At 68.2% G+C, this 23666-nt stretch carries 21 protein-coding genes and 1 pseudogene; 13 read left to right on the top strand and 9 right to left on the bottom strand.

The window, feature by feature from the left end; all coding sequences use genetic code 11:
• The first annotated feature begins 183 nt into the window (after nt 1-183).
• The 4 genes from ABIC25_RS13230 to ABIC25_RS13215 all read left to right on the top strand — a co-directional run bounded on the left by ABIC25_RS13230 (nt 184) and on the right by ABIC25_RS13215 (nt 3344).
• The gene (locus ABIC25_RS13230) at nt 184-1467 is read left to right on the top strand and encodes a phosphatase PAP2 family protein (RefSeq protein WP_354561801.1); all 1284 of its coding nucleotides are present in this window, start codon (nt 184-186) and stop codon (nt 1465-1467) included.
• 18 nt (nt 1468-1485) lie between these two features.
• Complete coding sequence (locus tag ABIC25_RS13225) at nt 1486-1929, top strand: hypothetical protein (protein WP_064569404.1); 444 nt, start codon at nt 1486-1488, stop codon at nt 1927-1929.
• A 103-nt stretch (nt 1930-2032) separates the two neighbouring features.
• Nucleotides 2033-2686: a DUF305 domain-containing protein gene (locus tag ABIC25_RS13220; RefSeq protein WP_354561799.1), complete on the top strand. Its 654-nt coding sequence runs from the start codon at nt 2033-2035 to the stop codon at nt 2684-2686.
• 145 nt (nt 2687-2831) lie between these two features.
• Nucleotides 2832-3344 (top strand): nitroreductase/quinone reductase family protein, encoded by a 513-nt coding sequence (locus ABIC25_RS13215; protein WP_354561798.1) that lies wholly within the window; start codon nt 2832-2834, stop codon nt 3342-3344.
• Between the two features lie 112 nt (nt 3345-3456).
• On the opposite strand, the gene ABIC25_RS13210 is transcribed toward ABIC25_RS13215, so the two are convergent.
• Nucleotides 3457-4005, bottom strand: a complete 549-nt coding sequence (locus tag ABIC25_RS13210) for a hypothetical protein (RefSeq protein ID WP_354561796.1) — start codon at nt 4003-4005, stop codon at nt 3457-3459.
• 41 nt (nt 4006-4046) lie between these two features.
• Nucleotides 4047-4589 carry a hypothetical protein gene (locus ABIC25_RS13205; RefSeq protein WP_354561795.1) on the bottom strand — a complete coding sequence of 181 codons (543 nt, stop codon included), beginning with the start codon at nt 4587-4589 and terminating at the stop codon, nt 4047-4049.
• Nucleotides 4590-4787: 198 nt separating this feature from the next.
• Between ABIC25_RS13205 and ABIC25_RS13200 the strand changes: the two genes are divergently transcribed.
• The gene (locus ABIC25_RS13200; protein WP_354561793.1) at nt 4788-5630 is read left to right on the top strand and encodes an alpha/beta fold hydrolase; all 843 of its coding nucleotides are present in this window, start codon (nt 4788-4790) and stop codon (nt 5628-5630) included.
• A 60-nt stretch (nt 5631-5690) separates the two neighbouring features.
• Here the strand turns inward: ABIC25_RS13200 and ABIC25_RS13195 are convergent, their stop codons facing one another.
• Entirely contained in the window at nt 5691-6761 is a 1071-nt protein-coding gene (locus ABIC25_RS13195; RefSeq protein WP_004023720.1) for a glycoside hydrolase family 183 protein, read from the bottom strand.
• 78 nt (nt 6762-6839) lie between these two features.
• Nucleotides 6840-7733 (bottom strand): acyl-CoA thioesterase domain-containing protein, encoded by an 894-nt coding sequence (locus ABIC25_RS13190; protein WP_354561791.1) that lies wholly within the window; start codon nt 7731-7733, stop codon nt 6840-6842.
• A 108-nt stretch (nt 7734-7841) separates the two neighbouring features.
• On the opposite strand from ABIC25_RS13190, the gene ABIC25_RS13185 reads away from it, so the two are divergent.
• Nucleotides 7842-8429 carry an HdeD family acid-resistance protein gene (locus ABIC25_RS13185; protein ID WP_354561790.1) on the top strand — a complete coding sequence of 196 codons (588 nt, stop codon included), beginning with the start codon at nt 7842-7844 and terminating at the stop codon, nt 8427-8429.
• A gap of 192 nt (nt 8430-8621) precedes the next feature.
• Here ABIC25_RS13185 and ABIC25_RS13180 read toward each other — a convergent pair whose 3' ends face one another.
• On the bottom strand, nt 8622-12488 hold the full coding sequence (locus ABIC25_RS13180) for a Pls/PosA family non-ribosomal peptide synthetase (RefSeq protein ID WP_354561788.1): 3867 nt from the start codon (nt 12486-12488) through the stop codon (nt 8622-8624).
• Nucleotides 12489-12645: 157 nt separating this feature from the next.
• On the opposite strand from ABIC25_RS13180, the gene ABIC25_RS13175 reads away from it, so the two are divergent.
• From ABIC25_RS13175 to ABIC25_RS13165, 3 genes are all read left to right on the top strand, one after another.
• Nucleotides 12646-13620, top strand: coding sequence for an alpha/beta hydrolase (locus ABIC25_RS13175; protein WP_004019785.1), 975 nt, complete (start codon nt 12646-12648; stop codon nt 13618-13620).
• A 4-nt stretch (nt 13621-13624) separates the two neighbouring features.
• The gene (locus ABIC25_RS13170) at nt 13625-14011 is read left to right on the top strand and encodes a YidH family protein (RefSeq protein ID WP_004019784.1); all 387 of its coding nucleotides are present in this window, start codon (nt 13625-13627) and stop codon (nt 14009-14011) included.
• Between the two features lie 73 nt (nt 14012-14084).
• Nucleotides 14085-14366 (top strand): hypothetical protein, encoded by a 282-nt coding sequence (locus ABIC25_RS13165; RefSeq protein ID WP_354561787.1) that lies wholly within the window; start codon nt 14085-14087, stop codon nt 14364-14366.
• A gap of 136 nt (nt 14367-14502) precedes the next feature.
• On the opposite strand, the gene ABIC25_RS13160 is transcribed toward ABIC25_RS13165, so the two are convergent.
• From ABIC25_RS13160 to ABIC25_RS13150, 3 genes and pseudogenes are all read right to left on the bottom strand, one after another.
• On the bottom strand, nt 14503-16419 hold the full coding sequence (locus ABIC25_RS13160; protein ID WP_239403965.1) for an ABC transporter ATP-binding protein: 1917 nt from the start codon (nt 16417-16419) through the stop codon (nt 14503-14505).
• A 99-nt stretch (nt 16420-16518) separates the two neighbouring features.
• Nucleotides 16519-17250 (bottom strand): biuret amidohydrolase, encoded by a 732-nt coding sequence (gene biuH, locus ABIC25_RS13155; protein ID WP_354561786.1) that lies wholly within the window; start codon nt 17248-17250, stop codon nt 16519-16521.
• A gap of 196 nt (nt 17251-17446) precedes the next feature.
• Nucleotides 17447-18824 (bottom strand): annotated as a pseudogene (locus ABIC25_RS13150) (cytosine permease).
• A gap of 183 nt (nt 18825-19007) precedes the next feature.
• Here ABIC25_RS13150 and ABIC25_RS13145 point away from each other — a divergent pair.
• Nucleotides 19008-19694, top strand: a complete 687-nt coding sequence (locus ABIC25_RS13145) for a GntR family transcriptional regulator (protein WP_004019778.1) — start codon at nt 19008-19010, stop codon at nt 19692-19694.
• A gap of 133 nt (nt 19695-19827) precedes the next feature.
• On the top strand, nt 19828-20838 hold the full coding sequence (gene fgd / locus ABIC25_RS13140; RefSeq protein WP_248643868.1) for a glucose-6-phosphate dehydrogenase (coenzyme-F420): 1011 nt from the start codon (nt 19828-19830) through the stop codon (nt 20836-20838).
• Nucleotides 20839-20998: 160 nt separating this feature from the next.
• On the opposite strand, the gene ABIC25_RS13135 is transcribed toward fgd, so the two are convergent.
• Nucleotides 20999-21898, bottom strand: a complete 900-nt coding sequence (locus ABIC25_RS13135; protein ID WP_354561784.1) for a LysR family transcriptional regulator — start codon at nt 21896-21898, stop codon at nt 20999-21001.
• Between the two features lie 94 nt (nt 21899-21992).
• Here ABIC25_RS13135 and ABIC25_RS13130 point away from each other — a divergent pair, with 94 nt between their 5' ends.
• Nucleotides 21993-23081 (top strand): DMT family transporter, encoded by a 1089-nt coding sequence (locus ABIC25_RS13130; protein WP_354561783.1) that lies wholly within the window; start codon nt 21993-21995, stop codon nt 23079-23081.
• A complete protein-coding gene (locus ABIC25_RS13125; RefSeq protein ID WP_101820797.1) occupies nt 23039-23653 on the top strand; it encodes a hypothetical protein in 615 nt (204 codons plus the stop codon). Before ABIC25_RS13130 ends, ABIC25_RS13125 begins: the two co-directional genes overlap by 43 nt.
• Nucleotides 23654-23666 lie beyond the last annotated feature (13 nt).

The following is a 23666-nucleotide window of genomic DNA, read 5'->3' as shown; positions in this document are numbered from 1 at the left end:
CCGGGCGAGGCGTCCGAGAAAACCGCTGAAGGCGCGGGTCGGGTGCGTGCCGCCTCGCCGAAAGCGCTCGAATCCGACATGCCTCGCCGTCGGGGTGGCTCGCCAACGGGAGATGGCCATTACACTGACGGCAGGTTAAGTGGGTGGTTGCCCTGCGGGGTGTGACAGGCGGGGTTGTGTCGGGTGAGTGTCGACGAGTCGGTGGGCGTCCCGCAGCCGGGCAGATCTTCCAAGCGCGATGAGCGCGAGAGTGCCGAGACGACCACCGCCACATCGGATTCCTCCGTGGACACCGAACGCGACGACGCCGACGGCGACGACGCCGGCCCGGCGGGAGTGTTCCCGGTCCTCGACGATCTGGCCGCCGCGGCCGAGATGGAGGCCGACCCGGAGAGCCGTCGTGATCTGACGATGGTCCGACGCATCGCGATCGGCGCCTGGATCGTGCTGATGGCGGTGCACGTCGCGCTCTACGGCCTGGCCTTCGACCGCACGCGCCTGATCGTCCTGATGTGCCTGGGACTCGCGGCCGCCTGCATCGGCCGGCGCAAGTTCATCACGATCCTCATCGACTGGGCGCCGTTCGCGCTGATCCTGATCCTCTACGACTGGACGCGCGACGTCGCGCGCATCGTCGACATGCCCACCCACTGGCATCTGGCGATCGATTTCGACGCCTGGCTGACCGGTGGGGTCAATCCCACCGCGTGGCTGCAGGAGCACCTCAAGCAGGCGAGCCCGCCCTGGTGGGAGGTCATCGTCAGCGTCGTCTACATGTCGTACTTCATCATTCCGTACGCCGTCGCGGCGGTGTTGTGGCTGAAGGATCGGGCCGCGTGGCGTCGCTACGCGGCGTGCTTCGTGGCGACGACGTTCCTCGCCCTCGTCGGGTACACGCTCGTCCCGGGCGCGCCGCCGTGGGCCGCCGCGCGCTGCACCGCCGCCGAGGTCCAGGACTTCCCACGCGACCCCATCTGCATGTACTCGCCGGAGGCGAAGGAACCGGGCGGGCTGCTCGGCCCGCTCGACAACGAGTACCCCGACGCCAATCCGTACGTCGAACGGATCTCCGCGCGCGGTTGGGGCTTCCTCAACATCCACGCGGCGTCAAACCTGGTGGAGGTCGGGCAGGGCAAGTCCAACCTGGTGGCCGCGATCCCGTCGCTGCACGCCGGTCTGACGATGCTCCTCGCGCTCTTCATGTGGCCACGCGTGAAGGCATTGGGCAAAACACTGTTCATGGGCTACGCGCTCGCGATGGCGTTCGCCCTGGTGTACACGGCCGAGCACTACATCTTCGACATCGTGCTCGGATGGGCGCTGGCCGCGGCGGTGGTGGCGACCTATCAGATCATCGACCGCAAGATACTGATCCCACGTCAACGCCGGCGAGCCGCCGAGGAGGCGGCCGAATCGGGGGACGATCCCGTTCCCGATGACGCCAGGGCGTCGACGTCGGCATCGTGACCTCGTAACCTGGCCACCGTGAGTCGCCGCCGAGAAACCGGTCGCGGCGCCGAGGTCCGGCGCCGCGGGTTCATCCTCGCGCTCGCAGTCGCCGTGATGCTGATGCACACGGTGGTGTCGGGCCATCCCGGCGCCGGCGCCGGGAGCGAAGCGAGCGAGCCGGGACGATCTGACCGCGGTATGTCGCACCACGCGGACCATTCGGCGTTCACCTCGTCGTCGACGATGACCGCCGCACCCGAGATGACCGGGACCGACGACTGCGGCGAACACTCCCATGACTGCGTCTTCATCCGCGCCTCGGGTGTCGACCTCCCGGCCGTGGTGCTCGTGTTGCTCGTCTGGTCGCTCGCCGTTCTGCCACGAATCTCCGACACCGCGCGACGACGTACGACGGTCCTGGGCCGACCGCCGCCGTGGGCCGTGTATTCCCATCTGCAACTACAGGTGATCCGCTGCTGAGGTGACCCCCGCGGACCGCTCGGTCCGTCATGCCGTCATCTCTTCTCGCCCTGGCCGGCCGTCGCGCCCGCCGGGTGTTCAACAAGCAGCAAGGAACTCACTCATGCACGCACACAACACCTCTCGACGCCGAATCCGCGCGGCAGCAGCAATCGGCCTGACCGCGGCGGGACTCATCGCGATCGCCGGTTGTTCGCCCGACGAATCGCCGAGTGGCACTCCGTCCGCGTCCACCTCGGTGTCGGAGTCGGCCACGGCGTCCGCGTCGGCGTCGGCTGCCCACAACGAGGCCGACGTCGAATTCACCTCCACGATGATCGGACATCACCGGCAGGCCGTCGCGATGGCCGAACTCGTCGAGGGCCGTACCGACAATGCGGAGCTGATCGCCCTCGCATCGACGATCGAGAAGGCGCAGGATGCCGAGATCGAGCAGATGGAGGACCGGCTCGAGAGTTGGGGCGTCGGTAAAGACGATCCCGACGACAGCCACGAGAACATGGGGCATGGCGGTCACTCCGCGATGCCCGGCATGCTCAGCCCGGACCAGATAACCGCCCTGCGGGACGCGCGCGGCACGGAGTTCGACCGGTTGTGGCTCGAGGGCATGATCCGACACCACGAGGGCGCCATCGCGATGGCCGATGCGGTATCCGCCGACGGCGTCGACCCGGCGACGAAAGCTCTTGCCCAGGAGGTCAAGAGGACTCAGCAGGCCGAGATCGATCAGATGAAGGGCATGCTCGGCCAGAGCTGATCGTCCCGGGAGACGGCGTCGGGGCGGTTGTGTCCGGAATCGGACGTCAACCGCCCCGACGTGTCGGTGGGTCACCTCCCGACAGGCGGCAGGACGAGTTTCAGTTAGGACCGTGACTGTCCTAACTCGACGACACACTCGGATCATGAGTGAGACCGAATCGACTGCAGGACAGCCCGATCAGACCATCATCACCGACTACGACGATCCGAACGCGCCGTGGAACCAGGCGTGGGACCAAGAGGGCGGCATCGGCAACTGGAACGACGATGTGATCAAGGAGTTTCGGGAGAACGCGGGCAAGGTGGCCGGCGCTTACGCGGGCACCGACCTCATCCTGCTCACCACCATCGGGGCAAAGAGCGGAAGACCACACACGACTCCACTGGGGCCCTGTTACCGCGACGACACCATGTACGTGAGCTCGTTCATCGAGGACAAGTACCCGGCATGGTGGTACAACATCAAGGCGAATCCACAGGTCGGGATCGAGTTGAGGGACAAAACCCGCCAGGGGACCGGCAAGGTGCTCGAAGGCGTGGAGTATGACGAGTTCGCGGCCTGGGTGCTGGCCAACAACCCACTGCTGGCGGACTTCCAGTCCAAGGTCGACCGCCCCATCCCATTGGTCGTGCTCACCATCGCCGGCGAGGGCTGAGCGCTGGCCACGTGACCTGAGCGCGGAGAGTTCGCCGTGTGCACGTGGCAATCGGATCTGGCGCGCTTGGGTCGACCACAGCCACGACGGTTCGGACGCCGAGGGAGGTGTCTCAGGAGGTGAGTCGGACGGCGCCGAGGCCGGAGCATTCCATGTAGGGCACGGTGGTGCCGCCTTGGTAGCAGCCCCAATTCTGTCCGGCGACGGTGACTGTGATGGGGAATTGGGCGCCGGCGGCGCGTTGAGCGCCCAGGGCCGATGACACCGATTGGGCGGTGGCGCAGTCGGGGCCGAAGGCCCATACGGCCAGTCCGTTGTACCCGGCCCCGCAGTAGGTGCCTCCGGCGGAGGGTTCGTTGGGATCGGTCGGGCGTTCGGCGGCCGGGGGTGCTGCCTGGTCGGGTGCGGGACCGGTCGCCTCGGTGGGCTGCGGTTGATCCGGGGCGTCGACGCCGGGGTCGATGCCGGTTTCGGCGCTCGGGGCACCGCCGGGAGCTGCGGTGGGTTCACCGGTCGCCGATGTGTTGGTGGTGCCCGTGGCTGCGCTGCTCGGCGCTGACGGTGACTGGGTTGGGGTGTCGGTGGGGTCGCTGGTACAGCCGGCCAGTGCGAGTGCCGTGGCGGCGGCCGCGACGGCGGTGAGTGTGCGGATATGCCTCATCGGTTGTGCCCCTTGTCTGTCTGTGTGGTGGGTCGTAGGGGTTAGGGCACGAGGAGTGCGTTGAGGCCGGGAATGATGTTGTTGGCCACGGTGCCGCTGTACTGCTCGCGCAGCACGGTCACGGTCGCTACGACGGGTCCTGCTCCGGTCGGTGCTGATGCTGTGGTGGGCAGGGTGGAGGGGTATCCCGTGAGGGGGATGGTGCCGGGGGCGAAGTTCGGTCGCTGCCAGTGCCTCAGGTTCACCGTGCCGGTGGCACCGGTGGTGAGGTTGCGCCACGCCACTTGCACGTACTGGTAGGCGTAGAAGGTGTTGTAGTGCGCCAGGTTGGCGACCGCGAACGACACTGACGATCCGGCCGCGGGTCGGGCGGTCACGAGGGTCTGGCGAAACAATCCGCCTCCTACATAGCCCGGGCCGACATTCGGGCCGCTGATCGCCGGGAGGGCGAACGTCAATTCCGGTGCGGCGACCGGGGTTGCAGGGTCTGGGGTCGCTGATGCAGTCGGAGCGATGGCGATCGATACTGCTGCGGCGCCGACTAGGGCGATCCCGGCAACGGTTGCTCGGATGCGGTGGAGCATGGGTGGGTCCTCACTGTTGAAGAAGCAAAGATGGAAGGAAGTGCAGCAAGACTTTGCTACATCGAACCTCTGAGATGATGGTCGCCCCCGCCTCGCTGGGTGTTACCGCGTCCGATGATCGAACGACGAGCTGAACAGTCTCCATGGCGTCCGCTGGAACATGTGTTACACGGTGGGGGGTTGAGCGAGTTCTCACTCATGGACACCGAACTGCCGCGGCCGCACTACCTCACCGTCGACGGAATACGTGTTGCGACGTACGTTTTCGAGCCAACGCACCAGGCCGTTGGAGAGGTTGTGATGTGTCACGGCACCCCCTGGTCTGCGCGTGTATGGGCTGAGGTAGCCCGCCATGTCGGTCGCGACCGCCGCGTGTTCCTGTGGGACATGCCGGGGTACGGCCAATCGATCACCCCCGATGCGCCACTCGACCTGGCAACCCAGATGTCGAGATTCGCCCAGGTGCAGTCGTTGTGGGGCGTTACCCGGCCGCATGTCGTTGCTCATGACATCGGCGGTGCGGTCGCGTTGGGTGCCCATCTACTCCGCGATTGCGCGTATGCATCGTTGTTTCTCTGGGACATCGTGACCCTCGATCCATGGGGATCACCGTTCTTCCGCCTGGTCGCTGACCATCCAGAGGTGTTTGCTCAACTTCCCGACGCGCTGCACGCCGCCCTGGTACGCGAGTACATCGCCGGAGCCATACCCCATGGACTGCCCGCAGAGCAGCTCGATGCGCTCGTCCAGCCTTGGCTCGGCGGGAACGGCCAAGCCGGCTTCTATCGGCAGATCGCGGCCCTGCGACCAGAGCACACCAGGCCTGTCGTGGAACGACTGTCACAGGTACGGTGTCCCACCCGCATCGGTTGGGGCGCCGACGATCCATGGATTCCCATCGAGCAAGCCACCCGGTTACAACAACTACTACCCGGCCGTCCCGACCTGGTCACGCTCGACGGGATCGGTCATCTCGCCCCGGTGGAATCCGCGGCGCAAGTCGCACAAGCCATCGACGACTGGCTTGGAGAATTCGCGTGAACCGACCGGATCACGGGATGGTGATGTCATCTCCCGACTCGTCGGTGGCAGGGATCGAGCTCAGCCGCGTCGGAGCGGGAGCCGCATCAGATAGACCTGGTACCCGATCGAGATCGAGTAGGTGAAGTAGAGCGTGCTGCCCTTCGACCACGGATGGATGTAGGGCGCGTAACCCGTGTACGGGTCCACCGACGGTGCGACGATCTCGCCGGAAGTCCATGGGCCCCAGGGGTTGTCGGCGGTCCGCAGAGTGACGCCGACGTCCTGGCTGGCCAGTGAGATGTACTTGCCGAGGTAGTCGTTCCACTGCACCGACAGTTCGCCGGTCGGCGCGCCCATCACCGGGGTGGCGGCATCGGGGTTGCCCGGAACCCACCGGCCATAGGAGAAGTACTGCCACTTGCCGAGATTCTCGATGTCCTTCTCGTCCACGCGCGCGAGATAGACGCCGCCCCAGCGTCCGTCGGGAGTGCCGTAGTAGTAGACGGTCTTGCCGACCTTGAGGAAGGCGCCCATCTGGAACTTCTTGTTGCCGCCGCCGTTGGGGCGGAAGGCGTTCACCGCTCGCCAGTTCTCGCCGTTGTCCGAGGAGGAGACGAGGCCGGCCCAGTTGGTGGTCCAGATGCCCGGCGAGTCCCAGCGTTTCACCGACATCACGGTCATGTACTGCTTGCCGTTGGCGGCCACGCCGGCGGTCGGGATGATGGTGACCTCGCGCCGGACGTTCGGCTTCAGCAACCGCTTGGCATGTCCGGGGCGGCCCGCGTGTGAGGTGAATGTCATGCCGTCGTTGAGATGCCGGTCGGTGCTCCGGAGCAGGACGTTCGACCGCCAGTAGAAGAGCTCGCCGTACAGCAGGGACCATCCGTTGAACGACTGGGTGTCGCCGAAGGCCGTGAGGATCTCGCCCCGTCCGTTGTCCCACATGACACCGAGATCGGTGCCGACGATGTTGAACCGTCCGATCGTGTCGTTCATGGCGAACGGGCCGGTCAGCCGGTTGACGATGGTCGCCGGGCCGTTGGCGTAGCGGGCGGCGTGAGCGGGTGAGGCGGCCAGGGTGGTCGTCAAGGCAACAGCCAGTACAGAGACGACAAGACCCAGGAAAAGCCGTGAGAGGCGCCGTGTCATGGCCGTGACCTTATCAAGACCTGAGAGAGATGTGTAAGGTGCACTACGGTGCTTTGCACGGCTAAATGTCGTGTGGCCTCAGGCTTCCCGATAGCGCTCCGAGGTGTCCACGGTGGTGAAGTCGATCTGCGCCGCGGCGTTGTTCACCGCGGTCACCAGCGCGGTCCCGAACATCCCGTCCGCGTCGAAGAGGCCCGCGTTGCTGACCGAGACGCCGTCGTCCTCGATGTGGACGTCGGCCTCGACGCCGATCCGCTCACCCGACGGCAGCCGGCTCAGGGCAACGGTGAGGTCGCAGTTGATGAAGCCGATGCCGGTGGTGCCCCAGTTCGACACGAGGCTCGCGGACTCGGCGCTGATGACCGCACGCTGGAACGGGGTGAGTTTCTCACCCGCCACGATGGGTGCGGCGCGAGACCACATCCGTTTGCGATGGCCGTTCTGGTGGTTCGCCATGTCCCGCTCCCACTCGCCGACGGTGTCGTCCGCGGCGTCGGAGGCGAACCGGGGCGACAGATCGTCGTCGGAGGCGATCTCCGGTGGATGGAAGGTGACTGCGTCCGCGGGGCGATGCCACCGCCGGCCGGGGGGATTGGTCGAGGTGCGCAGGAACACCGTCGTGGCGCGGGCGACGACCACCTCGTCGGCGTCGTCGGGATGCTGCACCACATCGACGTCGAGGACTCGGATGCGGCCGCCGGATCGGACGACGCGGACTCGCGTCGACGTCACGATGTCCCGCGCGGCCTTGAACAGATCGATCGTGCATCGGGCCGGTACGAACTCGTCGCCGCCCGACTCGTGACGGCCGAACTCGGCCTCGACTGCTCGCGCGGCGAGGCCGCACACCGCGGGGCCGTTCAGGGTCCCGGGTGCCCACAGGCTGGCGGCGAAGGTGGTCGGCCGGTACCGGATTCCCTCGTCGGGCCGGCCGTCTCCGCTGATCGGCTCGAAGAACGCGATGTTGGTCATCGTTACTCTTTACCCCCTGTTCATCCGAGGCCGACGACGACGGTCGGGTTTGTGCCACTCCTGCGCGAATAGCGCGCCGGATCCTCCACTGCCCGATAACCTCCGACCATGACTTTCGCCACGGTCTACACCAAACACTTCCCCGACGAACTGGTCGGTGCCGTGCGCACGGCACTCATCATCACGTCGATCGTCGGCATCGTGATCGGGGTCATCGCGATCCTGTGGCCCGGACCGACCATCGTCGTTCTCGCGATCCTGTTCGCGATCTCGTTGATCATCGCCGGCATCTTCCGTATCTACCAGGCGTTCGCGGCGTCGTTCCTCGGCACCGGGGTCCGGGTGATGCTGGGCATCGTGGGCGCAATCGTGCTGCTGGCCGGGGTGATCGCGCTGTTCAGCCCGGGCGACGCGGTCTGGCTGCTCGCGGTGTTCATCGGCATCGGCTGGATCTTCCAGGGCGTCGCCGACCTGTACGCGGCGATCACCAAGTCCGGTCACGCCCCCATCTGGTTCTCGATCGTCTCGGGCATCATCGCGATCATCGCGGGCATCGTGATGATGGTGCTGCCCGCCTTCTCGCTCGAGGTGCTCGCCTGGGTCGGCGGCATCATGCTCGTCGCACTGTCGATCGCCACACTGCTCACGCTGCCGAAGAAGGTCGAGCAGCCGGTCGCCGGCGAGTCGACGGTCTGAGCCGGAACTACGAAAGAGCCCGGTGCGCCCGGAGTGAGCCCTCTAACTGCTCCCTGAGGAGGCCGGAGCTTGCGGAGGCCGTCACGAAGGGTCTTGGTGAGGTGTGTCGCCAACCCTTCGTGGCTCGTCGCTTTCGCTCCTCGCACCTCAGGGAGCAGGGGCTGTGAACTGCGGTTATGCGGTCCCTTCGGATCAGCGAGGCCAGGGAGCGATGGGGTTTCCCTGCCAGCGGGTGTGAGCCGGGACCACATCTCCGCGCATGACCAGCGACGCCGGCCCCACGGTCGCCGAGTCGCCGAGTCCGGATGCGGGCAGCGCGACGCAGTGCGGGCCGAGGGTCGCCCCGGCCCCGAGCGTGACGCGGTCGATGGCCATCACACGGTCGTGGAACAGATGCGTCTGGACCACGCAGCCGCGTTGCACGGTCGCGCCGTCGCCGAGCGTGACGAGGTCGGCTTCGGGCAGCCAGTAGGTCTCACACCAGACGCCCCGGCCGATCTTCGCGCCGAGCATCCGCAGCCACAGGTTGAGGATCGGCGTGCCGGTCGCGGCGTTGGCGAACCAGGGTGCCGCAACGGTCTCGACGAACGCGTCGGACAGTTCGTTGCGCCAGACGAACGAGCTCCACAGCGGGTGCTCGCTCACCGTGATGCGGCCGACGACCAGCCATTTGGCCGCGGCGGCGGTGATGCAGGCGATCGCGCCGACGACGAGCAGGAGCAGGCCGCTCACCAGGGCCGCGACCCCGTAGTGCACGTGTACCGCGACGTACTGCAGCGCGAGCAGCAGCCCGACGCCCAGCCCGAACGACACCATGACGGGCACCAGGCGCAGCGTCTCGATGAGTGAGCGGGCGATCTTCAGGGTGGCCGGCGGGTCGAAGGTGCGCGAGGTGTCGATCTGGGCCGCGGTCCGGCGCAGGCGCACCGGCGGGCTGCCGAGCCAGCTCGACCCCGACTTCGCCCGATCGGGCGTTGCCGACAACACCGCCACCAGCCCGTTCTTGGGGACCTTGCGGCCGGGACCGGTCATTCCGGAGTTGCCGAGGAAGGACCTCTTGCCGATCTTCGCCTCGTCGATGTGCAGCCAGCCGCCGCCGAGTTCGTACGACGCGACCATCGTGTCGTCGGCGAGGAACGCGCCGTCACCGATGGTGGTGAACCGGGGGAGCACGAGCGCGGTGGAGATCTCGGTCCCCACACCGACCTTCGCGCCGAGGACACGGAACCAGGTCGGGGTCAGCAGACTCGCGTACAGCGGGAACAGGTACGTGCGCGCGGCGTCGAGGAGGCGCTCGGTGATCCAGACCTGCCAGCCGACACGCGAACGAACCGGGTGGTACCCGGTGTGCAGGCCGATCGAGGCGAGCCGGACCAGGCCCGCGGTGATGGCCGCGAACACGAAGAGGCTCGTGATGGTGGCCGCAGGCAGCAGGATCAGCGCGCGAATCCCGGCGTCGCGCAACCGGTCCGCGGTCAGTGCCCAGGCCCCGATCACCGCCAGGCCAGACGCGAGGGAGATGAGCGGGATCGCGGCCAGCCCCAGCGACGACAGCCCGTAGATCGGTACCCACCAGGTCGCCCGCGGGGGCCGGTGGTCGGGCCACGGATGCTCGGCCTTCCCGATCTTGACCGCGGGGGAACCGGCCCAGTGCTGGCGGGCCTTGACCCGGCCGAACACCGCTGATCCGGGGGCGACGACGGCGTCGCGTCCGACGACCGCGCCCGGGGTGAGCGTCGACCGAGCGCCGATCGACGCGCCGCGTTTGATGGCGATCTCCCCGATGTGGACGTCGTCGCCGTCGATCCACCAGCCGGATATGTCGACCTCGGGTTCGACGGACGCGCCGTCGCCGACCGTGAGCAATCCGGTCACCGGCGGGATGGTGTGCAGGTCGACGCCGCGCCCGATCGTCGCTCCGAGAGCCCGCGCGAGATAGATCATCCACGGTGCCCCGGACAGGTTGGCGGCGCCGCTGGCGTCGAGGAGTCGTTCGGCGACCCACAACCGCACGTGGACGCTGCCGCCGCGCGGGTACACGCCCGGCGAGACGCCGGCGAGGAGCACCCGGGCGCCGAGAGCCGCGATGCACATGCGTCCGGGCGGGGTGATGAAGATCAGGAACGCCGCCAGCAGGACCCACCAGTTGATCTCGACCAGCCACTCGACGGTGCGGTCCATCCGCTCGGCGGCGAGCACCGCGAGGTTGTTGACCACGCCGAGCCAGGTGGCCCACTGCAGTCCGGTGAGCGTCGTCAGCGGGACGGTCAGCGCGAGCTGTGCCAGCCCGGCCGAGCGCGGGGTCGGTGCGATGTGGCGTTCGTCGATGCTCGTCGTCGGGCGGCGGGCGTCGAGCATCTCGGCCATCGACCCCAGGCGTGGATGGTCGTAGAGGTCGGCGACCGAGATGTCGGGGTATCGTTCGCGCACTGCGGTGACGAGCTGCGCCGCGGCCAGCGAGCCGCCGCCCTCGGCGAAGAAGTCGACGTCCGGGCTGGAGACGGTCATCCCGAGGACATCGGTCCACAGTTGCGCCAGCCAGAGCTCGGTCTCGCTCAGTTCGACGTCGTCATCCACTGGTCTGCTGCTGCCCGGCAGGGGCCAGGGCAGCGCATCACGATCAACCTTCCCCGAAGTGCGCGTGGGCAATTCGTCGACAAGGGCAAGGGTGGGCACCATCGCGGCGGGCAGTTGGCGGCGCAACTCGGCGTGCGCGTCGGCGACGTCGAAGCCGGGATCGGCCGACACGAGGTAGCCGACGAGCAGGCTGTTGCCCGCCGCGGACTTGCGAACGGCGGCCGCGGCGCCGCTCACCCCGGGCAGGTTCTGCAGTGCATTGTCGATCTCGCCGAGCTCGATACGCCGGCCGCCGACCTTGACCTGGTCGTCGGCGCGGCCCATGAACAGCAGGCCTGCGGTGTCCAGGCGCACCAGATCGCCACTGCGATAAGCACGTTCCCAGCCGAGGGTCGGCATCGGCGCGTACTTTTCCGCGTCCTTGGCCGGGTCGAGGTAACGGGCCAGACCGACGCCGCCGATCACGAGCTCGCCGACCTCGCCCTCGGCGACCGGTTGTCCCTGGGCGTCGACGACCGCGAGATCCCAACCACGCAAGGGCAATCCGATGCGTACCGGGCCGTCCCCGCCCAGTGGTGCGGCGCAGGCCACGACCGTCGCCTCGGTGGGGCCGTAGGTGTTCCACACCTCGCGGCCCGGGACGGCCAGCCGGTCGGCGAGCTCGGGCGGGCAGGCCTCGCCGCCGAAGATCAACAGCCGCACCGCTTCCAGGGCCTCCGGCGGCCACAGAGAGGCCAGCGTGGGCACCGTCGACACGACGGTGATGTCCCGTGCCACCAGCCACGGTCCGAGGTCCATGCCGCTGCGAACCAGCGAGCGCGGCGCGGGCACCAGGCAGGCGCCGTTGCGCCACGCGAGCCACATCTCCTCACACGACGCGTCGAACGCGACCGACAGCCCGGCCAGGACCCGGTCGTGTGGGCCGATGGGGGCGTCCGGGAGGAACATGGCCGCCTCGGCGTCGACGAAGGCCGCGGCGTTGCGATGGGTGACCGCGACGCCCTTGGGCTTTCCGGTGGACCCGGACGTGAAGATGATCCATGCGTCGTCGTCGGGCGTGGGGCGGGCGGGGGGTTCCGCGGGTGTCGACGTCGTCGTGGTCGACCGCGGTCCGTCGGCGTCGACGATGGCGTCGACACCGGCCTCGCCGAAGACGAGTTCGGCGCGTTCGTCCGGGTCGTCGGCGTCGACCGGCACGTACGCGGCGCCCGCGTAGAGGGTCGCCAGGATCGCGACATAGAGGTCTCGCGAGCCCGAGGGCATCCGGATTCCGACCCGGCTGCCCCGCCCGACGCCGACCTCGCCGAGGCGCGTGACGGTACGACGGACCACGGCCAGCAACTGGCCGTAGGTGAGGGTCATCTCACCGTCGTCGATGGCCGCCGCGTCCGGGTGCGCCCGCGCGGTGGCGGTGAGTACATCGCAGAGGGTGCGAGGGGGGTCTGCCTGCGCAGACAACAGGAACTGGGGAGGGATCGGCACCTAAACGGCACCTGCCGGGCACATCCGCGATCTGGTCACGAGTCCGAGAATATAGCCGACCAAGGTGACCGAACGACCTCGACACAGTGAACGGCGACCCCGACGAACGTACTGAAACGGACGGCCACGGGGTGTAGCTTCGGGCCAGGAGGATCTGATGCCCATCGTTCACCACCGTCGCCCGAGCCTTCGGTCTTTCCCCATGTGGTTCGGCGCACGAGTGTTCCTGAAGCCGGCGCTGGCGTTGTGGCCGGTCAACACGCCGGGGCTGGCGGGCCTGTTCCTCATCGACCGGATCATGGCGGTCGGACCCAAGCCCCGCGGCGTGGTCCGCGAACAGCTTGTCCTGGCCGGTCGGCCGGCCGAGCTGATCATGCCGGTCGGTCCCTCACGCCGGGACAGCGACACGGCCATGCTCTATCTGCACGGTGGTGCGTTCGTGGTCTGCGGACTCGGTACGCACCGATCGATCGCGGCGCGGATGGCGCGAGCGTGTGAGGTGCCGGTCTTCTCGCTGGAGTACCGCCAACTACCGAAGGCGGGGGTCGGGACCTCCGTCGTCGACGCCGTCGACGCATATGCCGAACTGATCAACGAGCGGGGCTTCCGCCGTGTCATCGTCGCCGGCGACTCGGCCGGGGGGTTCTTGGCGGCGAAGGTCGTCGAGGCGGCCGTCACCCGCGGGTTGCCGACGCCGGCGGCGCTGATCGGGTTCTCCCCGCTGCTCGACATGGATCTCGGCGTTCACCCGGACCGGTCCAGCCGATCCGACGCCTACCTGCCCAAGTCCAAGATGGCCCGGCTGGCGCCCCAGTTCGACAAGGGGCCCGTCGAGCTCACCGGGGTCCGGCGCATCGCCGACGCCGACCTCACCTCGTTCCCGCCGACCGTGCTCGTCGCGGCCGAGGGTGAGATGCTCGAGCCGGACGTCATCGACCTCGTCGAGTCACTCGACGAGCTGGGCGTCACCGCGGTGGCGCACACTTACGCATGGCAGGTACACGCCTTTCCGGTGTTGAGCGCCCACCACCCCGAGACCCTGGACGCGGTCGAGGTGACCGCGGCCTTCGCCACCGAAGCGATTCGAGAGGGCAAGAGCACTGACGAACGAACGGGTAAGCGGGCCGGCTGACGGTGTGAGTGCTCCGGCGGCGCCGGGCCCGTCGTACGACGACGACCTGGAGATCAGGCCGCCCGGCGCGGTGGACGCCCGGTTCACCCTCGCCGCCGAACGCACCCTGCTCGCGTGGGTCCGGACCGCCCTCGGCTTCATCGCGGCCGGGATCGCCGTCGTCTACCTGTCGCCCGACGAGGCCACCCCGCTCCTCGACATCGTGCTGGGCGTCCTCATGGTCGCGCTGGGCGCCTCGCTGGCGGTTCTCGGGGCCTGGCGGTGGCGGCGGACGTCGCGGGCCCTGGTCACCGGCGGCGAGATGCCGGGGCCGCAGCAGGTCATGCTCGTGGTCGCTGCGATAGTGGTGGTGGCTGTCCTCGTCGCGGTCGTCATGGTGATCCAGTCCTGACCTGCGCCCACCACGACATCGTTTCCGCCGGGGCGGCCGTGCCAACAGTTGTCCCCGAATGCAGGAGATCATCGTGACCACCGGCCCCGACTTCTCGCGGAGCGCGCAGACGTTCTCGATGACACTGACCATCGTCGGCGCGACGATCCTCATCTTCTGCATCGGCTGGCTGACCGTCGGCTGGTGGCGGGAAGGCCGTTGGTTCTGGGTGGCCGTCGGGATCGCCGTGGTGGTCGTCAACATCGTGCTGATCGCCATGCAGCTCCGGCGCCGCCTCGGTGAGCGGGTCAAGGACACCGACGATCGTCCCCGGCGCCGCGGGCTGATCGACAACTTCGACGACCTCGACGACTGATCTCACCTCTGCCTCCCGAAGAAGCGTGAGGGCGACCACCCCTGCTCCCTGAGGAGCGGCCGGAGCTTGCGGGGTCGGCGACCATCCCTGCTCCCTGAGGAGCGGCCGGAGCTTGCGGAGGCCGCGTCTCGAAGGGTCACGCCGTCAGCGAATCCGAGTCCTCGGGGTCGTCGTCGGCGAACTGGGTGCGGTAGAGCTCGGCGTAGCGCCCGTTGCGGGCGAGGAGCGTCGGGTGATCACCGCGTTCGACGACGCGCCCACCCTCGAGCACGACGATCTCGTCGGCGGCCCGGATCGTCGAGAGCCGGTGGGCGATGACGATCGAGGTCCGTCCCTCGAGAGCCTCGCCGAGCGCCTCCTGAACCGCCGCCTCCGACGTCGAGTCGAGATGTGCGGTCGCCTCGTCCAGGATGACGACCGACGGCTGGGCCAGGAGCAGACGGGCGATCGTCATCCGTTGCCGCTCACCGCCGGACAGGCGATAGCCGCGTTCGCCGACAACCGTGTCGAGCCCCTCGGGCAGCGAGCCGACCAGGTCGTCCAGCCGAGCGCGTCGGAGTGCGTCCCAGATCTGGTCGTCGGAGGTGTTCGGCTGCGCGAGAACGAGGTTGGCGCGGATGGTGTCGTGGAAGAGGTGGCCGTCCTGGGTGACGAGGCCGACTGTCCGGTGGACCGACGCGGTCTGCAACTTCCGGATGTCCACCCCGGCCAGCTCGATCGACCCCTCATCGACGTCGTAGAGGCGGGTCGCGAGACTCGCGATCGTCGACTTGCCGGCACCCGAACTGCCCACCAGGGCAACCATGCTGCCGGCCGGGACATCCAGGTCGACGTGGTGCAGCACCGTCGTCCCGGCTCGGTTGTCCAGCTGGGCAACCTCTTCCAGTGAGGCCAGCGACACCTTGTCGGCCGCGGGATAGGCGAACGAGACGTCGTCGAACCGGACGGACACCGGTACGGGCCGCCCACTCTCGGTGCCGGGCACCGCTATCGCGTCCGGGGCGTCGGTGATGAGGGGCCGGAGATCGAGCACCTCGAAGACGCGCTCGAAACTGACCAGCGCACTCATGATCTCGACCCGGGCATTCGCCAGGGCGGTCAGTGGCGCGTACATCCGGGTCAGCAGCAGTGCCAGTGAGACGACCGCGCCCGCGGACAGATGATCCTGCACCGCAAGCCATCCGCCGAGCCCATAGACCAGCGCGAGGGCGAGCGCCGAGACCAGCATCAGGGTCGTCATGAAATACGCCTGCAGCATCGACCGGCGCACGCCGATGTCGCGGACGCGGTCGGCGCGCTCGGCGAACTCGCGCGACTCGAGGTCGGGCCGCCCGAAGAGTTTCACCAGCGTGGCGCCGGGGGCGGAGAACCGCTCGGTCATCTGTGTCGACATCCGGGCGTTGTGCTCGGCGGCCTCGCGGGACAGCGCGGCCATCCGCCGGCCCATCCGCCGCGCCGGTACGACGAAGACCGGCAGCAGGATCAGCGCGAGCAGCGTGATCTGCCAGCTGATCGCGATCATCACGGCGAGGGTCAGGGTGAGCGTGACGATGTTGGAGACGACGCCCGACAGGGTGTCGCTGAATGCGCGCTGAGCGCCGATGACGTCGTTGTTGAGCCTGCTCACCAGGGCTCCGGTGCGGGTGCGGGTGAAGAACGCGACCGGCATCTGTTGCACGTGGTCGAAGACGGCTCGACGCAGGTCCAGGATGAGACCCTCGCCGATGTTCGCCGACAGCCAGCGGACCCCGATCCCCGCGGCGGCCTCGGCGACGGCGATCAGCGCGATGGCGACCGCGAGTCCGACGATCATCGTCTCCGAGCCGCTCTCGGTGATCAGGTTGACGACCCGGCCGGCCAGCAGCGGGGTCACCACCGTCAGCACCGCGGTGAAGATCGACAGCACGAGGAACAGGGCGATACGACGCCGGTGGGGTCGGGCGAATGCGCCGATCCGGCGGAGGGTCGCCCGGCGGTCGCCCCGCAACCGCTTGCTGTTGGGCTGGGTGGAGGACTTGTACATCATGTCCCAGGCCACGGACTGCATGCTCATGCCAACCACGGTAGAACTTCAACCGAGCTTCAAGTCCAGTGTGTTCGCCACCAGAGGAATCGCCCGCCGCGAACACGCCCCTCACCAGGGGTGCAGGTGCTACACGGCGATATCGACGCCCGCTCCCGGGGCGATCACGGCGAGGAGATCCGACGACGCGGCGACGGCGCCGAACACGCCACCCTGCATCGTGACCATGTTCAGGGCGGCCTCGTGATTGGCGGGATCGGTCGCGCCCGTGCAGTCGGAGAGGATGAGGCATTCGTAACCGCGGTCGTTGGCCTCGCGCATCGTGGTGTGAACACAGACATCGGTCGTGATCCCGGTCAGGATGAGGTGCGTGATCCCGTTGGTGCGCAGCACGAGGTCGAGGTCGGTGGCATAGAAGGCGCCTTTACCCGGCTTGTCGATGACGATCTCGCCGTCGCGGGGAGCGACCTCCGGCACAATCTGCCATCCGGGTTCGTCGCGGATCAGGATGCGACCGCAGGGACCGGCGGAGCCGATCTCGGCTCCGATCCGTCCCGACCGCCAGCGTTTGTTGGCCGGGAGATCGGACAGATCGGCGCGGTGGCCCTCTCGGGTGTGGATGATCGTGAGGCCGGCGTCGCGCGCCGCGGCCAGGACCCGGGCGGTCGGTCCGAGTGGCGCCCGCGTCAACGACAGGTCGTAGCCCATCGAGTCGACGTACCCGCCCGGGCCGCAGAAGTCGGTCTGCCAGTCGATGCAGAGGAGTGCGGTGGCGGTGGGGTCGAAACCGCCGTCGTAGGGCCAGGCGTACGGCCGGGCCTCACCGATCGTCGAAAAGCGATGTGATGCAGAGGATGTCATGGATGGTTCCTGCTTCGGTGGGTGGGGGCTGCTGCTCCGTGATCCGAGAGCCACAGGATGCTCCCTGAGGTGCGAGGAGCGTTGGCAACGAGATGCCGTTTCTGCTCCCTGAGGTGTGAGGAGCGTTAGCGACGAGATGCCGTTTCTGCTCCCTGAGGTGTGAGGAGCGTTAGCGACGAGCCTCGAAGGGCCGGCGTCAGACCGTCGCCGATTCGACACCCTCGGTGGCTGCGGGTGCCGTCGCCGCCGGAACGGATGACCGCCGACTCAGGAGCGCGGCAAGGACTCCCGACACGAGGATCCCCACCGCGATCGACGCACAGAACGGGGGCGATGTAGTGCGTGACGAGGGCTGCGACCGCGCCGCCGCCCCACGCGACGAACGACGTCGCGCGCCAGGCGACCGGGGAATCGGCCGGTGCGGCCCGCTTCGTCCGTGGGAGCACCTGGTCGACGATGAGGACCGCACCGAGCGGCGGGACGACGACGCCGAGCAGGTTGAGCCAATCCTCGAAGTGCTGCCAGATTCCGGCGACGGCGAGCGCGACACCGACGGCCCCGAGAGCGACGGTCAGGACGCGCATCTTGATGCCGGTCAGTTCGCTCCAGCCGACGGCGCCGTTGTAGAGGCAATGCGTGCACACCGATCCGAGGTTGATGAACACGAAGGCGATCGCGATCGGGACCAGCACGCCGCCGTTGTCGATCAGGATGCCGAGGAATCCGCCACCGTTGGTCGCCGGATCGTCGCCGGCGCCCATCGCGACGATGATGCCGCCGATGGTCAGCGCGATCGTGTTGCCGACCGGGAAGGCGCTGAAGGCGGCGAGGAACGCCTGCTTGCCGTTGACCGACCAGCGGGTGAAATCGGCTGTCATGGTTCCGGAATCGGCGAACAGGGCGACCACGAGTGTGACCGCGGCACCAAAGGTGAGCGCGGTGGCGCCGGCGCCACCGGCGTACGAGGTGAATTCGCCGGCGCCGGGCGCGGACGAGGCGTCGACGATGGCGAGGACACCGAGGACGAGATAGAGCGGTGCCGCGATGACGCCGATCACGGTCAGCGCCCGGATACCCAGCAGCGTCGCCGCCACGTACCCGACGCCGGCGATCAGCGCGATCACTGTGGCGTTCCACCCCATGCTCGCCTCGAGCGTCGAGCCGGTGAGGCCGGTCTGGAAGGCGAACCAGCCGATCACGACAGTGGTGAGGAAGGCCGCGGGGATGCGATAACCCGTCGCGCCGAACGTCCGGGCCGCCATCAGCGCGAAGTTCTCGCCGGTGCGTCCCGCCTGATAGCTGAGCAGGCCGACGTAGGCCATCAGGATCAGGTTGCCGACCGCAATCGCGGCCATGCCCGGCCAGAAGCCGAGCGAGTAGACGATCATGCCGCCGAAGACCGCGCAGGTGAGGATCATCGGGAACCCGAGCCACACCGATGACACCGCGAAGAGTGACTTGCGCGCCGACGCCGGGACGGGCCGGTCCTCGTACTCGTCGAAGGTCGCCGCCGCGTCGGGGGCGGTGTTGCCGGGTCCCGTCCCGGCGACGGGTATGTCTGAGGTAGAGCTCATGGGTTCCTCCCGAACCTCGATGCAAGTTCCTATAGGAAACGCTCGAGTCGTCGCGCTCTCGTTGCCGCGTCGTTAACAACCGATTAACCACGACAGGAGGTCATTCGCGGCGAACTCTCGTCACGATGGTGGCCGGCGTCGAGCGCGTAGAACGAGAATCGAGAATTCATATAGGATCTCGCCATGAGTGAGAGCGCCGTGGGCGTCACCCCGGCCCCGGCGGACCGGATTCGCGCCGAGGTGGAGGAGGGCATCCTGTCCGGACGACTCGCGCCCGGTACGCGCATCAACGCCGACGAGCTCGCCCGGGAGTCGGGGGTCAGTCACATCCCTGTGCGCGAGGCCCTCCGTTCCCTGGAAGCCGAGGGGTGGGTCGTCCGTCGTCACAATCGCGGCACCTACGTCCGGGACCGGGATGCCGCCGAACTGTCGGACCTGTTCGAGGCACGGCTCATCGTCGAGCGGAAAGCGGCGTGGCTGGCGGCGCAACGACGCACCGCCGCGCAACTCGACGAGTTGGTGCAGGTCGTCGAACGTCAGGATGCGACGACAGATGACGCGGCGCTGTCCGCGATCAATTGCGACTTCCACGTCGGACTGGCGAGTTGTGCGCACAACCGAGTCCTCGAGTCGATGGTCGCCGACGTGAACAAGCGGGTGCGTTTCTACTATCTGCCGACCGCGGGCCGGCGGCACGACGTGTCGGTGGCCGAGCATCGGGCGATCCTCGACGCCGTGCGCGACCGCGACTCCGAGCGTGCGGCCGACCTGCTGGAGCGGCACATCGCCGACACACGGGCCGGAGCGTCACGGACGTTGACCGTTGGCGAGTCCGGCGAGGCGTCTGCGGCCGGCAGCAGGGCCGGCTGACGGGGCGACAGGCTGGCGACGCCGCTGTCTGCGCACATGCTCTACGTTGGTATGCGAGGTCACAACACGATTCGGCCGACTCCGCAGACCGGCCCGCGCCGGCGGTGAGGCCGGTGGCAGAGGAGCGATGGACATGGCAGAACTCAAGCTCGGTTTCAAGGCATCGGCGGAGCAGTTCGATCCGCGCGAGCTGGTGGAGATCGCGGTCGCGGCCGAAGAGCACGGCATGGATTCGGTTGCGGTGAGCGATCACTTCCAGCCCTGGCGGCACAACGGCGGTCACGCGCCCTTCTCGTTGGCCTGGATGGCGGCGGTCGGTGAGCGCACCAAGCGGGTGCAGATCGGCACCTCGGTGATGACCCCGACCTTCCGCTACAACCCCGCGGTCATCGCGCAGGCCTTCGCCACGATGGGCTGCCTGTACCCCGGACGCATCATGCTCGGCGTCGGAACCGGCGAAGCGCTCAACGAGTACGCGACCGGATTCCAGGGGGAGTGGCCGGAGTTCAAGGAACGCTTCGCACGACTGCGCGAGTCCATCGCGCTCATGCGCGAGCTGTGGACCGGCGAGGAGATCAACTTCGACGGCGAGTACTACCACACGCAGGGCGCGTACATGTACGACATTCCCGAGCAACCGATCCCGGTGTATGTCGCCGCCGGCGGCCCGGTCGTGGCCCGGTATGCCGGTCGCGCCGGTGACGGTTTCATCTGTACCTCGGGCAAGGGGCCCGAGCTCTACACCGAGAAGCTGCTGCCCGCGGTCGCCGAAGGTGCGCAGAAGGCCGAACGCAACGTCGACGACATCGACAAGATGATCGAGATCAAGATCTCCTACGATCCCGATCCCGAACTGGCGCTGGAGAACACCCGGTTCTGGGCCCCGCTGTCGCTGACCCCGGAACAGAAGCACAGCGTCAACAGCTCCACCGAGATGGAGCGCCTGGCCGACGAGCTGCCGATCGAGCAGGTCGCCAAGCGGTGGATCGTGTCCTCCGACCCCGACGAGGCCGTCGAGAAGGTCAAGTTCTACACCGACGCCGGGCTCAATCACCTGGTCTTCCACGCCCCCGGACACGACCAGCAGCGGTTCCTCGACAACTTCGAACGCGACCTCGCCCCGCGGTTGCGCAAGCTCGGCTGACGCGGGAGTGGCTTCGACTCGGGGCGTCGCTTCGCTCCGGCCCGGCTCAACCAGCGGTGAGGCTTGTTCCGCTGGGCTGACGCGGGAGTGGCTTCGACTCGGGGCGTCGCTTCGCTCCGGCCCTGCCCAACCAGCGGTGAGGCTGAGCTTGTCGAAGCTCCTACGAAAAGCTGTGCGCCACAGCGGAGTCGAGCATGTCGAGGACTTTTCGCACCGGCGGTAGGTCGAGTCCGGCCTGGCGCACCCGGACCCGCACCTCGCGCGCGGGCGTGGGATCGACGATCGGGATCGCCACGACGCCCGGCGGCAGGTCGGTCAGGGCCAGTCTGGGGACGACGGTGAGTCCGACCCCGGCCGCGACGAACCGGATCGCGGTCGGGTAGTCCTGTGTCTCCACGCTGAAATCGGGTACGAATCCGACCGACGTGCACGCGTCCAGCAGTGCCTGTCGGCACGGGCCGCGCGCCACGTCGTTGTCGACCCACGGGACCTGGGACAGCTCACGGAGGGTCACCGACTCGAGCGCCGCCCACGGTGAATCCTCCGGTACGACAGCGTGATAGGGGTCGGTGGCCAGTCGGCGATCGTCGAAGCCGCCGACCTCGGCAGAGGGGCGTCGACTGTCCGCCACGTAGATCTCGATGTCGGGTGACGTCGACGAGGGGCCCATCAGTTCGATGAGGCGCAGATCGAGTCGCAGTCCGGGGAATTCGCGGGAGATCGCCGCGACGATGGGCGGGATCCAGGTGGCGCCGGCGGAGGCGAAATAGTTGATCCGCAACTGGCCGAGTCGTCCGTCGCGCAGCTCCGAGATCAGGCCGTCGACGCGGGCGATCTGCTCGAAGACCGTGTCGGACTCGCGCGCCAGGATGGTGCCGGCCTCGGTCGGCACGATGCCACGACCGTCACGCTCCACCAGCGACAGTCCGGTCTCGCGCTGGAGCGTGGCGATGTGCTGACTGACCGCCGACGGTGTGTACCCGAGCGCGGCCGCGGCCCCGCCGATGGACTGCTCGCCGATGACCGAACGCAGGACGCGGAGTCGGTGGATGTCGACCATGCGGCGAGTATAACGCGGTCATTTCAGTGTCACTGAAGTGTTGGATTCAAGTATCCACTTGTCCTGAAGTGCCGGATGGGCGACTCTGGACCGTATGTCCCCGCGCCTGCCGGCATCTGCTGCGTCCGCCTCCGCATCGCTGCCCGCGCTGGCAGCGATCGTCACCGTCGTGTTGTGGGCGTCGGCCTTCGTCGGGATCCGTGCGCTGGGAGACACGTTCTCGCCGGGCGCCATGGCTTTTCTGCGGTTGCTCGCCGCGGTCATCCCGCTGACGGTCCTCATGGCGGTGGTGCGTCTGCGCGCGCGGACCACCGGAACGCCGACACGTCCGCTGTTCCCGCGGGGTCGCGCACTGGGAATGGTCATCGCCTACGGCGTCGCGTGGTTCGCGGGCTACACGATCCTGCTGAACTGGGCCGAGCGTCACCTCGACGCCGGGACCGCGGCGCTGCTGGTGAATCTGGCGCCGATCCTCGTCGCCGTTGCCGCGGGACTGTTTCTGGGAGAGGGATTTCCGCGCCATCTGGTGATCGGCATGACGATCGCCTTCGCCGGCGTGGTGCTGATAGCGCTCGGCGGATCCGCGACCGCGGACGCGCACGCCGACTGGCTGGGCATCGTCCTCGGGGTCGCCGCGGCAGTCCTGTACGCGACCGGCGTGTTGATCCAGAAGTCCGCACTGCGCACCGTCGACGCGCTGACCGCCACCTGGCTGGGTGCGGTCGCGGGTCTCGTGGCGACCGCGCCGTTCGCCCCGGTCGCCGTCGGCGAGTTGGCCGGCGCCGAGCCGGGGGCGATCTGGGCGGTCATCTACCTCGGTGTGGGGCCGACCGCGATTGCCTTCTCCACGTGGGCGTATGCGTTGGCGCGCACCGATGCGAGCGCGATGGCGGCCACGACGCTCGTGGTCCCCGCGATCGTCATCGTCCTGTCGTGGGTGCTGCTCGACGAGTTGCCGACCGGCGTCGGCATCGTCGGTGGACTGCTCTGCCTCGCCGGGGTCGCCATCGCGCGCCGATTGCTGCCGAGAAGGCCGCGCATGGCCCGCCCTGCGCGTAGCCTGGACGCATCGTCGCCGGCGATGGCGCCTCCACACCTACAACGGGGTCCCGGCACGACCGCAACCGAGGGGACACCGTCATGCGCAAGCTCGTCGCCGGTCTCGCGATCGGCGGATCGTTGACCCTGGGCGCGGCGGTGACGCTTCTGACCGTCGACTCGGAATCGCCTGCGGCGCCGCCGAATGTGAGCTGTCCGCCGTTCGCCGGGTCGGGGCCCGTCCCCGGGTGTTCGGTACACGTCGACGGGGCTCGCATCCAGATCGATCTGTACAACAACGCGACGCGCAACCCGGCCGTGGTGTGCACCCTCACGCCGAGCGGTGCGCTGCGGCCCACCGACTCGACGGCGATGGGGCCCGGTTCGCGTGGTTCTCTCGGGGCCACGGTGTTCCCGAACGTGTCGAGAACCTTCGTCGTCGAGTGCCGGGGCGGCGGTTCGGGTACCGACCGCGTGGAGCGTCAGACCACGATCAGCGCGCGGGCCGAGGCACCGGTGCCCGAGCGGACGACGCCGTCGTTCCGACGACCGTCACCTCCGCCGGCCCCGTCCGCGCCGTCGCAGTCACGGGAGTCCGATCGGCCCGCCGACGACCCGGCACCGCAGACGAGCACCCGAGATGCCGTCCCGGACGAGACCACGACCACGGCGCCGACCGTCACGACGACCACCACGACGGTTCCCGCCTCAGGCTGATTCGCTACGGTTT

This window comes from Gordonia sp. PvP123 (assembly GCF_040547295.1).
Classification (GTDB): domain Bacteria; phylum Actinomycetota; class Actinomycetes; order Mycobacteriales; family Mycobacteriaceae; genus Gordonia; species Gordonia terrae.
This window is presented reverse-complemented; position numbering and strand designations above follow the sequence as displayed.